The organism is Mycobacterium asiaticum (genome assembly GCF_001673365.1).
GTDB lineage: Bacteria > Actinomycetota > Actinomycetes > Mycobacteriales > Mycobacteriaceae > Mycobacterium > Mycobacterium asiaticum_A.
This window is the reverse complement of record NZ_LZLS01000144.1, coordinates 1-14,303: the sequence shown is the minus strand read 5'-3', so window position 1 is coordinate 14,303 and position 14,303 is coordinate 1. Positions and strand designations below refer to the sequence as shown.

Here is a 14,303-nt window from a genome sequence, read left to right as displayed (position 1 = left end):
CGCTGGCATCGGCGCATCTGGCCCGCACCCAGGGAGAAGCAGCGGCGATCGAGCGGCTGCGCTCTGACGCGGCCGCATTGTTCACCAGTGCGGACGCCGCCGAGGGTGTGCAGTCGTTTATTGAGCGCCGCGCGGCCCGGTTCGAGGGCCGTTAGAGGCCGAGCGCCCTTTACTCGACCGTGTAGCCCATCGGCATCAGCACGCTCTTCTGCTGGGTGAAGTGCTCCACGCCCTCGGGTCCGTTCTCGCGCCCGATGCCCGAGTTCTTGTACCCACCGAACGGACAGCACGGGTCGAACGCATACCAGTTGATCGCGTAGGTCCCGGTGCGGATCTTTTCCGAGATCTCGATCCCCTTGGGCACGTCGGTGGTCCACACGCTACCGGCCAGCCCGTATGCCGAGTCGTTGGCGATCTTGACCGCGTCCTCTTCGGTGTCGTAGGCAATGATCGCCAGCACCGGCCCGAAGATCTCCTCCTGGGCGATCGTCATCTTATTGTCGACGTCGGCGAATACGGTGGGCTGCACGAAGAATCCGTTATCCAAACCTTCGGGACGGCCGCCGCCGCACACCACTCGGGCGCCTTCCTCGATGCCTTTGGCGATGTAACCCTCGACGCGGGCGCGTTGCTTCTCTGAAATCAGTGACCCGATCTGCGCGGCCGGGTCGGACGGCGGGCCCACCGGCAGCGCCTGCACGAAAGTGCTTACCGCATCGACGATTTCGTCGTACCGCGAACGCGGCGCCAGGATGCGGGTCTGTCCCACGCACGCCTGCCCGGTATTCATGATCCCGGAGAACACCATCATCGGGACCGCCGAAGCCAGGTCTACGTCTTCCAGCACAATGGCCGCCGACTTACCGCCGAGCTCCAGCGTGCATGGCTTGAGCAACTCTGCCGCGCGCCGACCGATTTCCTTGCCGACGGCCGAGCTGCCCGTAAAGGTGAACAGGTCTACGTCGTGGTTGGAAGTCAGTGCCTGTCCGGTCTCGATGCCGCCGGGCACCACCGACAGCACCCCCTCGGGCAAGCCGGCGTCAGCGAATACTTCCGCCAAAGCGTTTGCGGTCAAAGGTGTTTCGGCTGCCGGCTTGAGCACTACCGTGCACCCGGCAAGCAACGCCGGGCCCAGCTTGTTCACCGCCAGGAACAGCGGAACATTCCACGCCACAATGGCGGCCACCACGCCGACCGGCTCGCGGTGCACGATGGTCTGGCCGTAGGAACCGGTGCGGACTTCCCGCCACTTGACCTGATCGACGGCCGGTCCGGCGAAGAAGTTCAGCGCACCCATAGTGCCCATCCAGTGCATGGTCTCGATGGTCATCGGCGGCTGGCCGGTCTCGTCGGCGAGCAACTTCGCGAAGTGTTCCTTGCGCTCTTCGAGCAGTTGCAGCGCCTTCGCGATAACGGCCGCGCGTTCCTTGGGCGGCATGGCGGGCCACGGGCCGTTGTCGAACGCGGCGCGGGCCGCAGAAACGGCTGCGTCGACGTCGGCCGCTGCGGCCAACGGCACCTTGCCGACGTATTCGCCGGTGGCCGGGCAGTGCACCTCGATCACCTCAGACGTCGACGGCTCGGTCCACTTGCCGCCGATGAAGAGTTTGTCGTATTCGGTCGCCTGGCTCACGGTCTGGGTCATGTCCGCCGTTCCTCCTCGTTGTGGTTCACGCCGCGTCCTGGCCGCTACCGGCCGGCAGTGATACGCGCCACCCTACCCAAGCCGCCGCAGGATTAGAACCTGTTCCATTATTGCGGCGAAAGGACCAGCACCAGATTGCTCACCAGGAACTCCCGCAGCACCGGGACCGAGGTCAGCCACCAGGCCCATTGCGGGTGGTAGCGCGGGAAAGTCGCCACGGCAGCACCGGTGCTCGCGGCCCACTCCAGGCCGTCGGAGGCCGACACCGCGAACAACGACGACCCGTAGTTGTTCTTGGCCGGACGGCCGTGTTTGCGCTCGTATCGAGCGGCGGCCCGGGCGCCGCCGAGGTAGTGCGTAAGGCCCATCTCGTGGCCGCCGAACGGTCCCAGCCAGACGGTGTAGGACAGCACCACCAGTCCTCCCGGACGGGTCACCCGCAACATCTCGTTGCCGAGTTGCCAGGGTCGGCGCACGTGTTCGGCAACGTTGGACGACAGGCAGATATCCACCGAGTCGTCGGCGAAGGGCAGCGCCATGCCCGAGGCGCGCACGAAGGTGCCAGCGTGCTGCCCCACGGCCGGTCCAGCCGCGTGCATCTCCTGGGGGTCGGGCTCGACGCCGATGTAGCGGGCCCCCGCAGCGTCGAACGCCGATGCAAAGTATCCCGGCCCGCCGCCGACGTCGAGCACGAGCCGCCCGGTCAGGTCCGAACCGCTCAATCCGCGCCACAGATCGCCGACCATGAGCGCGGTGTCGGTGGCCAGCGCTCCGTAAAAGCGGGCGGGATCGCGCTGCTCGTAGCGAAACTCCGATAGCAGTCGCACCGACCGGCGCAACGTCGCGCGCCGAGCGAAAAGCACGTCCACGCGGCACACGCTACGGGTGCCTATCTGGGCACCCGTGCGGCGATCTGGTTAGCGATGCTGACACCTTCGTCGGTCAGCTTGGCGTAGCAAGCCTGGACGTCGACGACCACGTTGTTGGCCGCCAGCATCGCCTGCTGACAGCGCCAACTGCTGTCGCTCACAACGACACTGAGGGTGCCGTTGGTGTTGGACACCGGCCCGGCCGTCCATTCCTTGGTTTCGCCGGACTGTTTGGTCACGGTGAAGCCGCGGTTGGCGCAGGCGAACCATCTGGGTGCCAAATCCCTGACGAACGAAGCGGCCGTCGCCGCCGACGGGAAACGCGCAACGGCCTGATCAACCCAGTGGTGCGAAGGGTTCTCCGAGACTTGCTCCTCGACCGACTCCGTCCACGCACTGCCCTTGTACGTGGCGGCTTCCACGGTGTAGACGACTCGACACTCCGTCGGAGTCACCGTGAAGCGGTTGTCGGTGATCGGGTGGTGTCCGGCCGAGGAAGCCATTCCGGTCGCGCCCATCGCCTGGTTGATCGAATTGGCGTTGAGTAGCAGACCGTCTAATGCGCCTGGCGCGACCAGCCGCGCGACGGTGGTCGTGGTGGTCGCCGCGGAGCTGGCCTCGCTGGAGCCGTCCGAGCCGCTGCCCACGGCGATTGCGATCACTGCGACGACAACGACGACCAGTGCTGCAGCAGCACCGGCCCATGCCCACACCTTGGCGCCACCGCGCTGCGAAGGCGGTAGCGGGTTGGGCTGGGGCCCGCTGGGCGGCATGAACGGGGTCGGGCGGACCTGGGTCGGCTCACTCGAATACGGCATCGAGTAGGGCGGAGCGGGGTATTGGTGTTGCGGTGGTTGGGGCGGGCCAGCAGGTTGCGGGATGGGTCCGGACTGGTGCGGTCCCGGAGGCGTCGGAGGTCGTGACGGCGGCGGTGCTGTGGGCCAACTCGGCTGAGGCTGGGGCTGAGGCTGAGGCTGAGGCTTCCGGATCGGGACGGTGATCGCCGTGCGGGCCGCGGCGCTGAGCTCTTTGGTGGTGTCGTAGCGATTGTCCGGGTCTTTGGCCATTCCCTTGGCGATGACCAGGTCGAGTTCGGTGGGCAGGTTCGCGCGCAAGGTGGACGGGCGCGGCGGCGGTGAGGCGAGGTGACCGCCGAGTTGTTGTTCGAGGCTTTTCCCCGGAAACGGTTGGCTACCGGTGAGGCATTCGTGCATCACGCAGGTCAGGGCGTAGATGTCGGAGCGGTGGTCGCTGTGGTCGCTGGTCAGCCGCTCCGGAGCCAGGTAAGCCCAGGTGCCGATGACGCCTCCGGTGTTGGTCAGCGACGTTTCCCCGCTGGCGCGGGCGATGCCGAAGTCGATCAGGTAGGTGAAGTCGTCCTCGGTGACCAGGATGTTGGACGGTTTGACGTCCCGGTGAATCAGGTTGATCCGGTGCGCGGCGCCGAGGGCTGAGGCCACCTGGTCGATGATGTGGACCGTGCGCGCCGGATCCAACGGTCCCTCGGCCAGCATGGTTTGCAGATCGCGGCCTTGAATCAGGCGCATCGAGACGAACAGTCGTCCGTCGATCTCGCCGAAGTCGTAGATCGGGACCACGTGCGGCTCGTCGAGGCCGGCTGCTGAGCGCGCTTCGCGGCGGAACCGCTCCTGGAACGTCGCATCGTCGGCGAACTGGCCCGACAACACCTTTAGCGCCACCACCCGCTCGGTGCCGGTGTCGAACGCCCGCCATACCTCGCCCATGCCGCCGCGACCCAGCAACTCGATCATCTGGTAGCGGCCGAACGGCGTCCCCTCCACAGCACCCTCCCCGCCCCGGCACCCGTCGTGACCGATTCTCAGTGGGCTCAATGATTCCTCATATATGCGACCGCAGCAGCAAAGTTGCGAATACGGCCGGTTACGAGATGCGTCCGGGCGCGAAGTCTGCGGTGGCGGCGGGGACCGTTAGAGGGCCGTTAGGCTGTCAACAATGTTTGCCGTGCGCTCCGTCCTGCTGCTGTGCTGGCGCGATACCGGGCATCCCCAGGGCGGCGGCAGCGAAACCTATCTGCAGCGCATCGGCGCGCAACTGGCCGCTTCCGGCGTCGAGGTCACGTTGCGCACCGCGCGGTATGCGGGCGCACCCCGGCATGAGGTCGTCGACGGCGTTCGAGTCAGCCGGGCCGGCGGGCGCTACACCGTCTACATCTGGGCCATGCTGGCCATGGCGGCCGCAAGGGTCGGGCTCGGCCCGTTGCGGCGAGCAAAACCCGACGTCGTCGTCGACACCCAGAACGGATTGCCGTTCCTGGCTCGGCTGATCTACGGACGCCGGACGGTGGTGTTGGTACACCACTGCCACCGCGAGCAGTGGCCGGTGGCGGGCCCGGTGTTGTCAAGGGTGGGCTGGTTTGTCGAGTCGCGGCTGTCTCCGCGCCTGCACCGACGCAACCAGTACGTGACCGTGTCGCTGCCCTCTGCCCGCGATCTTGTCGCGTTAGGCGTGGACGACGGCCGAATTGCCGTGGTGCGCAACGGTCTTGACGAGGCGCCGGTACAAACGTTGGACGGCCCGCGGGCGGTCGCGCCGCGCGTGGTGGTGCTGTCCCGGCTGGTGCCGCACAAGCAGATCGAGGATGCGCTGGGCGCGATCGCCGAATTGCGGCCCCGGATCCCGGGTCTGCACCTCGACGTCGTCGGCGGCGGATGGTGGCGCCAGCGGCTCGTCGACCACGCGCACAGCCTCGGCCTTTCCGACGCGGTCACCTTTCACGGTCATGTCGACGACGTCACCAAGCATCATCTGCTGCAACGTTCCTGGGTGCACGTGCTGCCGTCGCGCAAGGAGGGCTGGGGGCTGGCGGTGATCGAGGCCGGCCAGCACGGCGTCCCGACCATCGGTTACCGGTCCTCCGGCGGCCTGTCCGACTCGATCATCGACGGGGTGACCGGCGTCCTGGTCGACGACACCGCGGAGTTGGTGGATCGCTTAGAACAGCTGTTGTCCGACCAGGTGCTGCGCGAGCAGTTGGGGGCCAAAGCTCAAGCGCGCAGCGTGGAGTTCTCCTGGCGCCAAAGCGCCGAGGCGCTGCAGACCGTCCTGTGTGAGGTGCAGGAGCGAAGGCGCGTCAGCGGACTGGTCTAGGCTGTCGCCGGGGCCAGTTCGGCCGTGAATTGTTCGACGGCCGGGACCCGCTTGTTGGCCCGGACACTGCGCAGCACGTAAGCGATGGCGATGGCCAGGCAGATCGCGGCCGGCACCACCAACGCGTAGCCGTCAAGCGATGATCCGACCAGGACCCCGACGGTGCCGCCGGCGAGGAAGAGCAGCAGCGTCGTCGCAAGGATGGTGGCCTTCCACCGGTCGATGCCGTGCTGGCGGCTTCGGCCCAGCATCATCCCGAGATCGGTCACCGTGCCGGTGAAGTGGGTGGTGCGGATGGGCATTCCGCGGAAGCTCGAGGTGAGTCCGTTTTGCATGCCGAGTGCCGCCGCGGCCAGCAGCGCTTGCAGGACGGGCCCCTCGATGCCGATCAAGCCTTTGACCGCGGTTTCGGCGACCACGACGGCGGCGAGCAGCAGCGCTGCCTCGAGAGTCAAGACGGTGGCGTGGTGTGACCGTCTCGGGTGCTTGTCGCTGCCCAGGATCACTCCGGCCGCGACCGCGCCGCCCCCGAAGCCGATCACGATCCCGGCGAGAACGTGACCTTCATACAGCCACGGGTTGGCGGTGTTCATGCCCAGCTGAGTCGTGATCGCGGTCAGGTTGGCGACTGGAACCGCCAGGATGAGCAAGGCGACGGCGTTGACGAAGCCGGCGACAAACGCCAGCAATGCGCTGTAGCCGAGCACGGCTCGCCGCGTGGAGGAGTCGCCATCGCGAGTCGTTTCCCTGGCAACACCCATCAGCGCAACCCCCTTTCGTACCGGACCAAACCTGACACGAAGTTTATCTACCGAAATTTTCTTCATCAATCATCTTTCGTATGAATTTGGCCAGAGCGGTAGCCGGGTTGCGTCCGCCGAGCCACGCACGAATTGACGAAATGTTTTACATGAAAAGACTTGTAGTAATATCGGAGGCGTGACTGCTGGCTACTCCGAACGCGGATGGACGTTCCTGACCAATCACGGTCATGTCCTGTTGTGCGTTTCCAGCAGCGCGCCCATGACCGCGCGGGAGTTGTCACTGCGCATCGGCATCACCGAGCGCTCGGTGCAAGCGATCCTGGCGGATCTCACCGACGAGGGATACCTGATCAAGTCCAAGGACGGCCGTCGCAACGTCTACACGCTCAATCCCCAGGGCAAGTTGCGCCACCCGTTGGAGGCCGGCCACACGGTCGGCGAGCTAATCGAAGCGCTGTCGTAACCGCGCCCCGAGTGCCCCGGCGGCGCCGACGAGCAGCAAACCAAGCCAGGCCAGATGCGCAAGTATCGTCATACGCGTAGCTGTCGAAGAGGCGCGGCCGGTCTGAGGGCCGATGCGGTACAGCGCTATATCCCCATCCCGGTACACCGGCGCCAGCGCGGCGATGGTGCGCGCGGCCGCGCCCATATCCCCGGCGCTGTCGGATTCGACCACCAGCCACGTCACGCCCTCCTTGGCAAGGGCTGACGGTTCCGGACCGGACAGCAGCAGGTTCTGCACGGCGCGGGCGTGGGCGCCCTCCCCGGGCACGGTCACCCCGGAGATGACCAGGTCACCGGTAGTCAGCACGTCGGCGCGGACCCAGCGGGGCAGCGGATCCAGCACGGGGGCCGGGCCCGACCACGCGAAACGCCGCATGGTCCCGGCGGGCAACACCGCAACCGTGCCTGGCTCGGCGTTGACCGCCGCAGCGACCGCCGTCCAGCCGGGCGGATAACGCACCGGCGTCACCTTGCCCCCCACCCCCCAAGCCAGGTCGGGCAAGACCAGCAGCAGCGCCAGGCAGCACACCAGGGCGGCGGTCGGCGCCGGCAGCCAGCGGCGCAGCGTCACCACAGCCCCCGCGCCGGCCAGCGCATATCCAGGCACCGCCAAAGCCACCCACTTCTGCCCGTCGCGCAGCACCCCCAACGGGGGCACGGCGTCGACGACCGCTCGCAACACGTCCAGGCCCGGGCCGGTGGCCAACGCCGCGGGCACCAGCACGGCCACCCCGGCCAGCACCAGCAACGGCAACACCTTTGGCTGAAGGGCAGCGAACACGAGCCCGGTCGCCACCACCCCGAGCAGTACCACCGCCGCCAACACCGCGAAAAACGTTGTCCGCGAGGCGGGTACGGCTTCACCGTTCCAGATGCCGCCCAAGCTGGCCAGGCTGATCAAGGTGCCCAAACCGGGCTCGGCGCGCGGCGCGAACACATCGACTCCCGGCGCCCCGCCGCTCAGCGACGAACCCAACGCTCCCAACGCTGAAGCCACCAGCCAGGGCAGCGCACCGACCACCGCGAAACCCGATACCGCGATCCCGCACAACCAACGCGATCGACCCGCACCGGGGGCGGCCACGCAGACCAGCGCCACTGTCGCGGCCAGCAGCAGACCCGTCGGGGTCAGCCCGGCCAGCGCGATCCAGAACGCCAGCGCGAAGAATCCGGTGCCGGAATCCCGCAGGCGCAGCATTGTCGCGGCCACCCAAGGCAGACAGCCGTAGCCGAGCAGCAGGCTCCAATGGCCCTGCAACAACCGCTCGGCAACGTAGGGATTCCAGATCGCCAACGTGATCGCGACGAACTCACCGGCACTGCCGGCCTCCGGCAACGCGACCGCGACCAATCGGGCCGCACCCCAGCCCGCCAGCCACAAGCCCAGCACCAGCAGCGCCTTCACCACGATGCCGCCGTCCAGCACGTGCGAGGCGAGCGCAACCGCGAAATCTTGCGGGGTGGCCCGGGGCGCGGCCGTCAACCCCAGCGCGCTGTCAGACAGATACGAACGCGGCGTGGACACCGCGTCGCGCAGCAGCAGATAGCCGGGTCCCAACAGCGGCGCGACCACCAGCAGCGCCAGCGCCAACGCATAGGCCGGCCGGGCCAACGAGGCCCGCAACAGCGTTAGGTCCGTTCGGTCGGTCCGGGTTCAGTGGGCCGATCCGGGAGATGATCTGGGGGCGGCTCATTGGGTGGGACCTTCGGGGGATCCGCGCCTGGCGGACTCGGATCGCCTTCCTGCAGCTCTGGTCGCTGCGCGGGAATCTTCTCCGTCTCAGCTTCGGCGCCTGGCACCGGTGGCTCCAACCCGCTGCGACGCAGGAAATCGGTGTCGTCGCGATCCAGGCTGGGATCGGTCAGCGCGCTTTCGGTGCGCAGACTGAACGAGGCGAGCGCGGCCCCGCCGATCAACGCGATCAGTCCGAGCGCGGTGAACGTGATGGGCAGCACCCGCGACCACAACGCCAACCGGTCGCGTTCGTCGCGCGCCGAGTTGACCTGTGATTCGACGGTCTCCGGGGTGGAGGTCACCTTGTAGTCGGCCAGCGTGACCTCGGGCTTGAGCGCGTCGCGAGCGTAGTAGTGGTGGGCCTGCTCGGTCTGCTTGACGATCGTGCCGGACACCGGGTCGACCCAGAAGGTGCGCTTGGCGGCGTAATAGCGGGTCATGGTGATCTGCTCACCGGGTTCCCCTGGTACACCCCACATCTGAGCGCTGGTGGTGATCTTGCCGTCTTCGTTGCCGCCGTACAGCGACGGATAGATGATGGGGGCGACCAACTTGCCGTCGCTGTTCATCCCGACGGTTTGGGTGAACCGATAGGTAGTCAGCCCGTTGACGTCCTCTTGGTCCTCGTAGCTGGCGTCGAACGGCTTCTGTGCGATCGGGTCGAAATAGGGGTAGGTCTTGCGCTCGGTGTTGAACGGAAAGCGGTAGGCCAGGCCTTCGTGCCGCAACGGCATGGGCGTTGGCGGGTTCTGGTCGCCGATGCCGCGCGGCTTCTGCACGAAACCACCCGGGTGCGAGTCGTCCGAAACCGCCAGTGCCGTCTTGCGGTTGAGGGTCACGGTGTCGACGATGGCCAGCAGCAAGCCGCTGTCCTTCTGCTTGTCGCTGCGCCGGACCGAGGATCCGACCTGCAGGGTGACCACCTCGGCGTTGGCGGGCGCCTCGACGCTGATCTGCTGCTGCGCCACCAGCGGCACGTTCTGGTTGACCACGACGTGGTCGGTGGACAGTGACGCCGCGTCCAGCGCGGTTCCGTTGCCCTCGCTGATCAGCGTCGCATCGAGACTGAGCGGGATTTTGTCGATCCTGCTGCTGGTATAGGTCGACAACAGCAGCGCAGCGATCAGCAGCGCGGCTCCGAGGCCGATAGTCCCGCATGCGGCGATGCGCAACATGACTGCTCGGTTCACGTTGCTGTGACCTCCTTCTGGCCTCCAAAACGGATGACCCGCTATGACCTGACCAAGCAGCGAGGCAAACCGGTTTGACCCTAACAGCCGAACCGCGCGTGACGGGTAGTCCGGTGTGCCCGCACGCCAGCCGGATACGCACGGGCAGACTGTGACGGTGACTGACGAGCAGGTGGGTGGCACCCGCAGCTTCCTGCCCGCTGTCGAAGGTATGCGAGCCTGCGCGGCCATGGGTGTCGTCGTCACCCACGTCGCCTTCCAGACCGGGCACTCCAGCGGCGTCGACGGCCGGTTGTTCGGCCGCTTCGACCTGGCCGTGGCGGTGTTCTTCGCCCTGTCGGGATTCCTGCTGTGGCGCGGGCACGCGGCATCCGAACGCGATCTGGCGGCCCGCCCGCGCACCGGGCACTACCTGCGTTCCCGCGTGGTCCGCATCATGCCCGCCTATTTGGTGGCGGTCGTGGTGATCCTGACCCTGCTGCCCGATTCCAACCACGCCAACTTCACGGTGTGGTTGGCCAACCTGACCCTCACCCAGATCTATGTACCGCTCACCCTGACCGGGGGACTGACGCAGATGTGGAGCCTGTCGGTGGAGGTGACGTTCTATCTGGCGTTGCCGGTGCTGGCGTTCCTGGCGCGTCGGATTCCGGTGCAGGCACGCATTCCGGTGATCGCGGCTTTGGGGGTGTGCAGCTGGGCCTGGGGTTGGTTGCCGCTGGCGGTGTTGGGCGGCGGGCCGGGGGCCAACCCGACGAACTGGCCGCCGGCCTATTTCTCCTGGTTCGCCGCGGGCATGGTGCTGGCCGAGTTGGTGCACAGTCGGATCGGCTGGGTACATCGGCTAGCGAGGCGACGAGTGTTGATGGCCGCAATCGCCCTGGCCGCCTATCTGGTCGCCGCCTCGCCGTTGGCGGGTCCGGCGGGACTGGTGCCCAGCAGCCCGGTGCAGTTCTCGGTGAAGACGGCGATGGGCGCGGTGGTGGCGTTCGCGTTGGTTGCTCCGCTGGTGTTGGACCTGCCTGACACGCCGCACCGGTTGCTGGGCAGCACGTTGATGGTGACGCTTGGCCGCTGGTCCTACGGGCTGTTCATCTGGCACCTGGCCGCCCTCGACATGGTGTTCCCGGTGTTGGGCATCTTCGCCTTCAACGGTCACATGCCGACGGTGTTGGTGTTGACGCTGCTGTTGGGTACCGCGATCGCCGCGGTGAGTTACGCGCTGGTCGAATCACCGTGCCGGGAAGCTTTGCGGCGCTGGGAGAAACGGGAGAAGAAGGCCGGGCCGCAGGACCGAGAAGCAGACGCGATCGCGCCTTGAGTAGCTAAGCCGGTGCGCCAGAGCCCGAGCGAAAAATATCTGCACGATCCGGGGGCCTGGACTGAAAAGTATAGGGAAAACCCTGTATCGGACAGGTGACTCGCGTTACTACGTTTGCCGCATCGAACCAGCCTCAATGCTCTCGGGAAGCACTCGTGCTGGTCCCTACAGCGAGATGTTCAGAAGGGGCGGAACGTGTCATTTGTAATCGCAGCGCCGGAGGCGATGGCCGTAGCGGCGGCAAACTTGACCAGTATCGGAACGGGGATCAGCGCGGCTAATCAGGCTGCGGCAGGAGCCACAACCGGGTTACTCGCGGCGGCTGAGGATGAGGTCTCAGCTGCGATCGCGGCGCTGTTTTCGTCGCACGGCCAGCAGTACCAGGCGCTGAGCACGCAGCTTGCCGCGTTCCAAGAACAATTCACGCAGGCATTGTCCAGCGCCGGCGGCGCCTATGCGGCGGCTGAGGCGGCGAACGCCTCGCCGCTCGATGCCTTCTTGGGGATTATCAACACGCCCACTGAGCTGTTGTTGCAGCGACCGTTAATCGGCGACGGCACCAACGGGGCCGCCGGGACCGGGCAAAACGGGGGAGCCGGCGGCCTGCTGTTCGGCAATGGCGGAAACGGCGGCTCGGGTGCAACTGGGCAGGCCGGTGGCCGTGGCGGCGACGCCGGACTGTTCGGTAACGGCGGCCTCGGTGGTGCTGGCGGCGCAGGCGCATCCGGCGGAACCGGCATTGCGGGCGGCAATGCCGGCAGCGGTGGCGCGGGCGGCAATGGCGGCTTGCTGTTCGGCAATGGCGGGAGCGGCGGCATCGGCGGTACCGGCGGTACCGGCGGGCACGGGGTGAACGCGTCCTCGGCGGGTGTCCAAGGTGGAGATGGCGCAACCGGTGGAGTCGGCGGAGCCGGTGGGGCGGCCGGCCACGGCTCGCTGCTCGGTCAGGCCGGTGCTGCCGGCGTGGGCGGCAATGGTGGTCAGGGCGGCATGGGTGGTACCGGTGGTGACGCGTCAGCGAGTGTTGCAGCTGGTCAGGGTGGTACCGGGGGCACCGGTGGCACCGCCGGGCAGGGGGTGCTGCGGGCGCTGGCGGCATCGGCGGTACCGGTGGGCACAGCGACGCCCTCGCCAACCCCATGGGAGGCAAGGGCGGCACAGGTGGCATCTCAGGTGATGGTGTGACCGGCGCCGCGGGCGGCACTGGCGGCAGCAGTTCGGTGGGCCAGGGCGGCACGGGCGGCGACGGCGCCACCACAGCCGTCTTCAGTGGAGCGCAGAATGCCACTGCCGGGGCGGGCGGTCACGGTGGCGAAGGCGTGTCCGGTGGCACTGGTGGCCAGGGCGGCTCGGCGCTGAATGCAGGCACCGGGAACGCCACCAGCGGGGCAGGCGGTGACGGCGGCAAAGGCACGGCAGGGGCTGGAGGCGCAGGCGGCAGTGGTGGTACCGCTTCAGTGCTCGATCCGTCAAACCCCACCGCTGCGGCCGGTCCTGGAACCGCTACCGGGGGTCAGGGCGGCCATGGCGGCGACGGCATCTCCGGGGGGAGAGGTGGTGACGGCGGGCAGGTAAGCAGCGGCGGATCCGGCAACATCATCAGTGGCGCTGGTGGTGACGGTGGCGCCGGCACCACCGGTAACGGCGGTGCCGGTGGCAACAGTGGTCTAGCGGTGAGTCTGGGCACCGGAAACGCCACATCTGGAAGCGGCGGCAACGGGGGCGACAGTGTCAGCGGCTTCGGTGGCAACGGTGGTGCGGGTGGCTACATCGATCCCAACAGCCCCGCCGGCGCCCCTGCAACAGGCGGGTACATAACCAACACCGGGTCGTCCGCGACCGCGAGCGGCGGCAGCGGCGGTACGGGTGGCGACGGGGGCGCCGGTGGCGGTCAGGGCGGTGCCGGTGGCAGTGCGACTACCCAAGGCATTGGGAACGCGACCGGCGGTATCGGCGGCGGTGGCGGGAACGGTACGACCGGCGCTGGGGGCGCGGGCGGTGCCGGTGGCTGGGCCCAGTCGCTCAACACCAATTCCGCGGGCAACGCCACCGCCGGAAACGGCGGCGCCGGCGGCAACGGCACCACCGGTGGGGCCGGCGGCGCCGGTGGGCTGTTCGCAGAGATCGCCGGCAACGGAACTGCCACCGCTGGCGACGGCGGCCAGGGTGGTGCAGGCAGCGCGGGTACCGGTGGTGCCGGCGGCGCCGGCGGCAACGCCACCGCAGGAAGCAGCTTCACTACGAGCGCTGCTACGGGCAATGCCGTCGGCGGTAGCGGCGGTAACGGCGGCAACGGCGTTAGCGGAGGTCAAGGCGGTGCGGCCGGCATCGCTACAAACACCGAACTTGGGCACGTCACCGCCGGAGTCGGTGGCGACGGGGGCGCCGGCACCACCGGCTCCGGCGGAAATGGCGGTAACGGAGGAAGCGCGGTAATCGGCAACAGCACCTCGACACTCGACGTCACCGGCGGCACTGGAGGAACTGGCGGTGACGGCGGAACGGTCGGCGGTAACGGCGGCAAAGGTGGGGGGGCTGGCAATGCTGGCACCGGAGCTACGACAGGCGGCGCCGGAGGTGACGGAGGTGGCCCCGGCGGCAGCGGCGGCAACGGCGGCAACGCCGCCACCGCTCACACCGGCAGTGCCGTGGGCGGCGCGGGAGGCAACCCGGGCGGAATTCAAGGAAGTGCCGTGCCCTACACGCCTAATCCATAGCGCAGGGAGCTGCTTGGCTTTCGACGTCGGTGCTGCCGTCGAACACAGCCGGGTCACCCGCAACGACCCCCGTGCATCAACCCGGGGGTCGTTGCGTGTCTGTGCTCTGCCCGAGATCACGGCAACGCAATCTCCGAGGCAGCCGCGATCAGCACCACGCACGCGGCGCCGAGGCCGACGCCATCGCGCCCTGATCGCGTATTCGTCGGAAAATTCTTTGCCGGAACCTTATCGTTGGCGACAGCAGATTGGGGGAGGCTCTGTGGACGGGACTCCGTTCGGCCGTTACCGCTTGATCGACCTGCTCGGACGCGGCGGCATGGGCGAGGTGTGGCGCACTTTCGACACGGTTACCGAGCGAGTAGTGGCGCTGAAGGTGTTGCCCACTCAGTTCGCTGGCGACGCCACGTTCGAGCAGCGCTTTCGTCG

Annotated in this window: 10 protein-coding genes and 3 pseudogenes; 7 read left to right on the top strand and 6 right to left on the bottom strand. The window is 67.7% G+C overall.

Translation table 11 applies throughout. The features are described from left to right. A pseudogene (locus A5634_RS29485) lies at positions 1-155 on the top strand (crotonase/enoyl-CoA hydratase family protein); the annotation flags it as partial. A gap of 14 nt (positions 156-169) precedes the next feature. Here the strand turns inward: A5634_RS29485 and A5634_RS15435 are convergent. The 3 genes from A5634_RS15435 to A5634_RS28685 form a co-directional block, all read right to left on the bottom strand. After that, a complete protein-coding gene (locus A5634_RS15435) occupies positions 170-1,645 on the bottom strand; it encodes an aldehyde dehydrogenase (protein WP_065144914.1) in 1,476 nt (491 codons plus the stop codon). Positions 1,646-1,752: 107 nt separating this feature from the next. Further along, positions 1,753-2,514, bottom strand: a complete 762-nt coding sequence (locus A5634_RS15430) for a class I SAM-dependent methyltransferase (protein ID WP_065144916.1) — start codon at positions 2,512-2,514, stop codon at positions 1,753-1,755. A 20-nt stretch (positions 2,515-2,534) separates the two neighbouring features. Continuing rightward, entirely contained in the window at positions 2,535-4,367 is a 1,833-nt protein-coding gene (locus A5634_RS28685) for a serine/threonine-protein kinase PknH/PknJ (RefSeq protein ID WP_172831709.1), read from the bottom strand. A gap of 121 nt (positions 4,368-4,488) precedes the next feature. On the opposite strand from A5634_RS28685, the gene A5634_RS15420 reads away from it, so the two are divergent. Further along, positions 4,489-5,643 (top strand): glycosyltransferase family 4 protein, encoded by a 1,155-nt coding sequence (locus tag A5634_RS15420; protein WP_065144913.1) that lies wholly within the window; start codon positions 4,489-4,491, stop codon positions 5,641-5,643. Here the strand turns inward: A5634_RS15420 and A5634_RS15415 are convergent. After that, positions 5,640-6,404 (bottom strand): DUF1275 family protein, encoded by a 765-nt coding sequence (locus A5634_RS15415; protein WP_065144912.1) that lies wholly within the window; start codon positions 6,402-6,404, stop codon positions 5,640-5,642. The two genes, A5634_RS15420 and A5634_RS15415, sit on opposite strands and share 4 nt — an antisense overlap. A gap of 178 nt (positions 6,405-6,582) precedes the next feature. Here A5634_RS15415 and A5634_RS15410 point away from each other — a divergent pair, with 178 nt between their 5' ends. Continuing rightward, positions 6,583-6,870: a helix-turn-helix transcriptional regulator gene (locus tag A5634_RS15410; RefSeq protein ID WP_253861654.1), complete on the top strand. Its 288-nt coding sequence runs from the start codon at positions 6,583-6,585 to the stop codon at positions 6,868-6,870. On the opposite strand, the gene A5634_RS15405 is transcribed toward A5634_RS15410, so the two are convergent. After that, the gene (locus tag A5634_RS15405; RefSeq protein WP_155769565.1) at positions 6,850-8,523 is read right to left on the bottom strand and encodes a hypothetical protein; all 1,674 of its coding nucleotides are present in this window, start codon (positions 8,521-8,523) and stop codon (positions 6,850-6,852) included. The two genes, A5634_RS15410 and A5634_RS15405, sit on opposite strands and share 21 nt — an antisense overlap. Before the next feature lie 17 nt (positions 8,524-8,540). Then, positions 8,541-9,836 (bottom strand): DUF3068 domain-containing protein, encoded by a 1,296-nt coding sequence (locus tag A5634_RS15400; RefSeq protein WP_172831708.1) that lies wholly within the window; start codon positions 9,834-9,836, stop codon positions 8,541-8,543. Between the two features lie 211 nt (positions 9,837-10,047). On the opposite strand from A5634_RS15400, the gene A5634_RS15395 reads away from it, so the two are divergent. The 4 genes and pseudogenes from A5634_RS15395 to A5634_RS29470 form a co-directional block, all read left to right on the top strand. Beyond that, on the top strand, positions 10,048-11,157 hold the full coding sequence (locus A5634_RS15395; protein WP_081290454.1) for an acyltransferase family protein: 1,110 nt from the start codon (positions 10,048-10,050) through the stop codon (positions 11,155-11,157). Between the two features lie 195 nt (positions 11,158-11,352). Continuing rightward, a pseudogene (locus tag A5634_RS30345) lies at positions 11,353-11,970 on the top strand (PE family protein); the annotation flags it as partial. Between the two features lie 368 nt (positions 11,971-12,338). Continuing rightward, a complete protein-coding gene (locus A5634_RS29475; RefSeq protein ID WP_065144907.1) occupies positions 12,339-13,874 on the top strand; it encodes a hypothetical protein in 1,536 nt (511 codons plus the stop codon). Positions 13,875-14,136: 262 nt separating this feature from the next. Next, positions 14,137-14,303 (top strand): annotated as a pseudogene (locus A5634_RS29470) (serine/threonine-protein kinase); the annotation flags it as partial.